Annotated in this window: 6 protein-coding genes; all 6 read left to right on the forward strand. The window is 41.3% G+C overall.

The features are described 5' to 3' along the window. Positions 1-90 precede the first annotated feature (90 nt). A complete protein-coding gene (locus tag ACLL8Z_RS09925; protein WP_411274624.1) occupies positions 91-1,344 on the forward strand; it encodes a putative DNA modification/repair radical SAM protein in 1,254 nt (417 codons plus the stop codon). A 25-nt stretch (positions 1,345-1,369) separates the two neighbouring features. Continuing rightward, a complete protein-coding gene (locus ACLL8Z_RS09930) occupies positions 1,370-2,131 on the forward strand; it encodes a TIGR03915 family putative DNA repair protein (RefSeq protein WP_411274625.1) in 762 nt (253 codons plus the stop codon). Between the two features lie 178 nt (positions 2,132-2,309). Further along, positions 2,310-3,191 (forward strand): SMP-30/gluconolactonase/LRE family protein, encoded by an 882-nt coding sequence (locus tag ACLL8Z_RS09935; RefSeq protein WP_411274626.1) that lies wholly within the window; start codon positions 2,310-2,312, stop codon positions 3,189-3,191. Between the two features lie 218 nt (positions 3,192-3,409). Beyond that, positions 3,410-3,940 (forward strand): (2Fe-2S)-binding protein, encoded by a 531-nt coding sequence (locus tag ACLL8Z_RS09940; protein ID WP_411274627.1) that lies wholly within the window; start codon positions 3,410-3,412, stop codon positions 3,938-3,940. Continuing rightward, a complete protein-coding gene (locus ACLL8Z_RS09945; RefSeq protein ID WP_411274628.1) occupies positions 3,927-4,922 on the forward strand; it encodes an FAD binding domain-containing protein in 996 nt (331 codons plus the stop codon). Before ACLL8Z_RS09940 ends, ACLL8Z_RS09945 begins: the two co-directional genes overlap by 14 nt. Next, the coding region (locus tag ACLL8Z_RS09950; protein WP_411274629.1) for a xanthine dehydrogenase family protein molybdopterin-binding subunit at positions 4,919-6,249 on the forward strand (1,331 nt) is incomplete at its 3' end. The genes ACLL8Z_RS09945 and ACLL8Z_RS09950, both read left to right, overlap by 4 nt.

The following is a 6,249-nucleotide window of genomic DNA, read 5'->3' on the forward strand; positions in this document are numbered from 1 at the left end:
TTTGGTTCTAAAAGATGACGGTACACCAAAATGGAATGTAAATCTGTGTATTAATTACAAAATTACTAATAATATTAGTAATTTTGTATCATGTCCGAGCGCCTAATTGAAAAACTACAGATCCTTTCCGACGCAGCTAAATACGATGTTTCTTGTTCCTCAAGTGGTAGTACCCGTAAGAATCATAATAAAGGGTTGGGCGATACCGGAAATGGTATTTGCCATACTTATACGGAAGACGGGCGCTGTGTTTCCCTTTTGAAGATATTGTTTACCAATGTGTGCATTTTTGATTGTGCGTATTGTGTAACTCGAAAAAGCAACGATATCAAACGAACTTCGTTCACAGTACAGGAAGTTGTCGACCTAACTATTAATTTTTATCGTCGCAACTATATTGAAGGTCTTTTCCTAAGTTCCGGTATTTTTAAAGATGCAGACTATACCATGGAACGTCTTGTTCAGGTGGCTAAAAAATTGCGGACAGATCATAAGTTTAACGGTTATATCCACCTTAAATCAATCCCTGGAGCAAGTGATGAATTAATGCATGAAGCCGGTTTATATGCCGACCGCCTTAGCATCAACATTGAGATTCCAACGGAGAGCGGACTTAAACTTCTTGCACCTGACAAGAATCGAAAGGACATGATTCAGCCAATGGATTATTTGAAAAAAGAAATCATCCTTAAAAAAGAAGAAAAAAAACTATTTAAGAATGCACCACTATTTGCCCCGGCTGGTCAAAGCAGCCAAATGATAATCGGGGCTGGTAAGGAAACTGACAGAGATATAATGTATACTGCCGAAAAACTTTACAAGCGTTTTAATTTAAGAAGAGTTTATTATTCCGGATATGTCCCAATAAGTAACGACATCCGTTTGCCCGGCATCGGTACGTCAGTCCCAATGGTTAGAGAAAACAGGCTTTATCAGACCGATTGGTTAATGCGTTTTTACGGATTTAATATCCGGGAATTGTTGAATGATGAAAACCCTACGCTGGACCTGGATATTGATCCGAAATTAAGCTGGGCGCTCAGGAATTTAAACCACTTTCCCTTAAATATTAATAAGGCGGATATCAGTCAAATTCTCCGAATCCCCGGTATTGGACGGCAGTCCGCTTTTAAGATCACTCAGGCAAGAAAATTTCAAAAGTTAACGTGGGATCATTTAAAAAAAATTGGTGTGGCTCTCAATCGGGCGAAGTATTTTATTACCTGCAATAGTAATTCGTACGAGCGCCGGGATCTCACCGAAATGAAGATCAGGCAATTTATCCTTGCAGAATCTCACAGTAAGTATTCAAAACACAAAGTCAACCAGTTACTCCTTTTTTAACACTCAAATCTGTTATTCCAAAAACATGACGATTCTGATTTTTGATGGAACCTGGGCCGGAATGCTGTGCTGCGTTTATGAAATTTACTGGAAGAAAATTAAAGAAGTTTCCCTGGTGAAGGAGATACATTTTCAGCCGGATGCCTTTAGCATTTCTGTGAGCGTACACACTAATGAATTATTAGCAAGAAGGGTTTGGGCCGGACTGGCAAAATTAATTTCAAAAAAAGGGCTTAGCAGCCTTTACTCCTGCTACCTTTCAGAATTACCACAAATTGAAAATGAAATTTGTGCTTTTATGCGAATGGCTTTTGATATGAAAGCGTCCCCGGAACATGCCTACGCAAATGCGGCAGTACTTCGGATAAGCCAGGTTGACAGAATGGTGCACCGTGAAAAACATAGGATGGAAGCTTTTGTACGTTTTCAGTTAACGAGAGATAATTTATACTATGCTATGGTCGAGCCAGATTACAATGTTCTTCCCCTCATAGCTAAACATTTCAAGCAGAGATTTGCAGATCAGCGCTGGCTGATTTTCGACCGGAAACGAAGCTATGGCATTTACTATGATCTTGCAACCATTTCAGAGGTGGCTATTACTAAACATGGTACAGATTCAGTCAGTAATGATATTTTCCCGGAAAGCGAGTTTTTATATCAAAAACTTTGGGGCGAGTATTTTACGCATGTAAACATTACTGAAAGAAAGAATACTAAATTACACCTTATGCATGTTCCTAAAAGATACTGGAAATATTTAACCGAGAAAACGTCGGGAGTTTAGGTATACGAGACGACACTGGATTATTTAAAACATCGTCATCCGGAGGTAATATCGAAATAAGTATCTTTTTTAAGCTCTTGTTCTAAATTGGACAAGCTAATGCGATTTTTTAACAGAGTTCAGAGTTAATTCATAAATTCGGGTGTTAAATAAACAACAACCTAATTCAAAGAAATATATGAAAAAATTCATTATCCCCGTTTTGTTTGTGATAGCAGCTTCTGGATGTAATAATTCATCACAACAAGGCAGCTCCAAGGTCGATTCAATTTCAGGTTCTGAATCAGTAAAACATGAACTGGTTCTGAAATGGGAAACCGACAGTATGCTTAAGGTTCCAGAGTCCGTTCTGCTGGATAAAGCAAACAACGTGCTTTATGTATCGAATATTGACGGTCAGGACCCATGGAAAGCTGACGGGAAGGGTTCTATAGGAAAAGTCGGCTTAGATGGAAAAATTATTTCTACAGATTGGGTTAGCGGATTAGAATCCCCTAAAGGACTAGGTATGTACAACGGTAAGCTATATGCTGCAGATTTGACGAACCTCGTTATTATTGATATTGCTTCAGGGAAGATAGAACAGAAAGTTGCTATTGCAGGGTCTGTAGGCCTCAATGATATTGCAATAGACGGCAAAGGAGTGATATATGTTTCGGATTCTCCCGGGAAGCAAGTTTTTCGCATAGAAAATGGGAAGTCAGAACTATTTCTGGACAAGCTTAACGGCCCCAACGGTTTATTCATAAATGAAAACGACATATTCATCCTCGACAACCAGGCCATGCATAAAGTGAATGCAGATAAGACACTCACAAAAATTGCAGACGGGCTGGACGGCAATGCTGATGGGCTTGAAAACGTATCAGGCAATGATTATATCATTTCATGCTGGGAAGGTTTGCTTTGGTACGTTAATGCTGACGGAACGAAAGAGAAATTACTAGACACTAAAGCTACTCAAAAGAACACTGCAGATATTGGTTTTGATAAAGATTCTAAAACGGTCTATGTGCCAACATTCTTTAAAAATACGATAGTTGCATATGAAGTGAAGTAGGATATAATATTGACTGAAAAGGCGGGGACTGAAAAGGTGCTCCGCCTTTTTTATTGAGATTCTGGCTTGAAATGAACATTGCTAATTTCATTACCTTGCGGTGAATACTGACTATATTCCATACAATAGTCGTATTTTAACGCCTAACACGACTCTCCGGTTCTTTCAAGCTACACGTTCGCACAATTGTCAAATGGTCTGATATAAATACTAATCGTATGAACAAAGAAAACTCCCTGGTACCTTTACTTAAATTGGACAGCGTTGCTCAAATGGTAAAACATTCGATTTCAATTAATATCAATGGCGAACAGCATACGCTTCAGTTGCACCCCTGGGTTAGCCTTCTGGATGCTTTGCGCGATCAACTAAATCTCACAGGTTCCAAAAAAGGATGCGATCATGGGCAGTGTGGGGCTTGCACGGTTCTGGTAGACGGCAAACGGCTTAATTCATGCCTGACATTTGCGGTCATGTACGATCAGGCAAATGTCAAAACGATCGAAGGCTTTAGTAATGGGCAGCTTCATCCACTTCAGCAAGCTTTTATTGACCATGACGCTTTTCAATGTGGTTATTGCACTCCAGGCCAGATTTGTTCAGCTGCAGGAATGTTAAAAGAAGGCCATGCACATACAAAAGAAGACATACAAGAACTTATGAGTGGCAACCTCTGCCGTTGCGGAGCATATACCAATATCGTTAATGCGATCATCGATGTAAAAGAAGGCAAGTATGGTTCCCTTTAACTATCTTATTGCTAAAGACGCAATTGAAGCCACTTCACTCTTCAACAATCATCGTAACTCAAAATTTATTGCTGGCGGGACTAACCTCATCGACCTGATGAAAGAGAATGTTTCCAGGCCGGATACGTTGATTGACATAAATAAAATTGATTCAATTAATACCATTACAGAACTTCCCGGTGGAGGATTGAGACTTGGTGCACTTGTAAAAAATGCTGACACAGCATACGATCATCGGGTACAAAAAAACTACCCCTTGCTTTGCCAGGCAATACTGGCCGGTGCGTCTGCTCAGCTCAGAAACATGGCATCAAATGGAGGTAATCTATTGCAGCGAACACGGTGTTATTATTTCTATGATACAGCCACTCCCTGCAACAAGCGTGAACCAGGAACAGGTTGTTCTGCGCTCGGCGGACTCAACCGAATTCATGCTATTCTTGGAGCGAGTGAAAGTTGCATTGCAGTTTTTCCCAGCGATATGTGTGTTGCACTGGCAGCACTCGGCGCTCTGGTTAATACCCATGGTGTTCATGGTGACCGGATTATAGCTTTTGCCGATTTCCATCGTCTCCCTGGCGATACGCCTGATCTAGACAACAATTTGCATCCCGGGGAACTCATCACGTCGATCGACCTCCCGGCTGAAAGTTTTGATGTGCATTATTCCTACCTGAAACTTCGTGATCGGACTTCATATGCATTTGCACTCGTTTCAGTGGCTACAGCTTTCAAAATAGAAGATGGTTTGATTATAGATGCAAGGCTTGCGCTTGGTGGAATGGCACATAAGCCCTGGAGGAATTTGGAAGCTGAAGACTTTATGAAGGGTAAAGAACCAAACGCGAAAAATTTCTCAGACACCGCGGACATAATACTTCATGAGGCAAGAGGACATGAACACAATGCATTTAAAATCAAACTGGCTAAACGGGCGATTATACGGAATGGCTTAATCGCTGTAAACCTACAAACAGCATGAGTAAAGAACCCAAATATTTCGGACAAGCTTTAAGCCGAGTTGACGGACATGCGAAAGTTACGGGTGAAGCAAAATACGCTGCTGAGTTTAACAGTGAGGATTTGCTTTACGGATATATTATAAACAGCACGATCACAAAAGGCGAAATACAGAGTATAAATTCCGAAAAGGCAACCGCTCTGAAAGGCGTTATTAAAGTTTTTACCCATGAAAACCGTGACAGCACCGCCTGGCTCAATCTTAAATATGCAGATATGGATGCGCCACCCGGTGTTCCGTTCAAACCTCTTCACAACAAGAAAATCAAATTTAACGGCCAACCCGTAGCACTTGTGATAGCAACAACTTTTGAACTAGCCCGTTACGCTGCTACACTTGTTGACATCACCTACGAATCGGATTCGCATGAAACGGATCTTCAATCCAACCTTGACGAAGCACGGAAGCCAAAAAAAGGGCTGGAATCCATTTTTAAACCAGGGCCTCCTAAGGACAAAGGCAATGCAGAAAAGGTCTTCAATAAGTCGGCGATAAAAGCTTCTGGGAAATATGTCCATGGGATGGAACATCATAATCCTTTGGAAATGTTTGCATCAACTGTGGTATACGAGCCAGACGGAAAACTTATTATTTATGATAAAACACAGGGAGCTATAAATAGCCAGTTGTATGTAGCAAATGTATTTGGCAAAGCATTTAAAAACATTCGTGTTATTTCACCTTTTGTAGGAGGAGCTTTCGGCTCAGGTTTACGACCTCAACACCAGCTTTTTATGGCAGTGATGGCTTCCCTCAACCTAAAACGCTCTGTGCGCGTCAGCATGAACAGGCACCAAATGTTCAGTTTTGGCTATCGCCCGGCAACAATACAAAATACCCGCTTTAGCGCCGGCTCTGAGGGCAGAATACAGTCTTTGTATCATAGCGCAATTGGTGAAACGTCGCGTTTCGAAGACTATTCAGAAGTAGTCGTGAATTGGGCAAACATGATTTATCCTTCGGAAAATGTTGAGCTGGACTACAAACTGGTTCCGCTTGACCTTGCCAGCCCTCTGGATATGAGAGCCCCCGGTGGAGTGACGGGCCTCCATCCTATCGAATGCACAATAGATGAACTTGCACATAAGGCCAAGATTGACCCCGTAGAATTCCGGCTCATTAATTATTCAGATCGTGATGGAAGTAGCGGTAAACCTTATTCAAGCAAAGAACTTAAGGAATGTTTCCGCCAGGCTGGCGCAAAATTTGGTTGGGAAAAACGAAATCCGGAACCACGATCAATGACGAGAGATGGGAAACTAATTGGATGGGGAATGGCCGCTGGAAT

Source organism: Daejeonella sp. (assembly GCF_046590655.1).
Classification (GTDB): Bacteria; Bacteroidota; Bacteroidia; order Sphingobacteriales; family Sphingobacteriaceae; genus Daejeonella.

Bases quoted from the DNA above. Each gene is read 5' to 3' on its own strand.
- ACLL8Z_RS09935 (WP_411274626.1), top strand. From the start codon at position 2,310: ATGAAAAAATTCATTATCCCCGTTTTGTTTGTGATAGCAGCTTCTGGA.
- ACLL8Z_RS09925 (WP_411274624.1), top strand. From the start codon at position 91: ATGTCCGAGCGCCTAATTGAAAAACTACAGATCCTTTCCGACGCAGCT.
- ACLL8Z_RS09945 (WP_411274628.1), top strand. From the start codon at position 3,927: ATGGTTCCCTTTAACTATCTTATTGCTAAAGACGCAATTGAAGCCACT.
- ACLL8Z_RS09930 (WP_411274625.1), top strand. From the start codon at position 1,370: ATGACGATTCTGATTTTTGATGGAACCTGGGCCGGAATGCTGTGCTGC.
- ACLL8Z_RS09940 (WP_411274627.1), top strand. From the start codon at position 3,410: ATGAACAAAGAAAACTCCCTGGTACCTTTACTTAAATTGGACAGCGTT.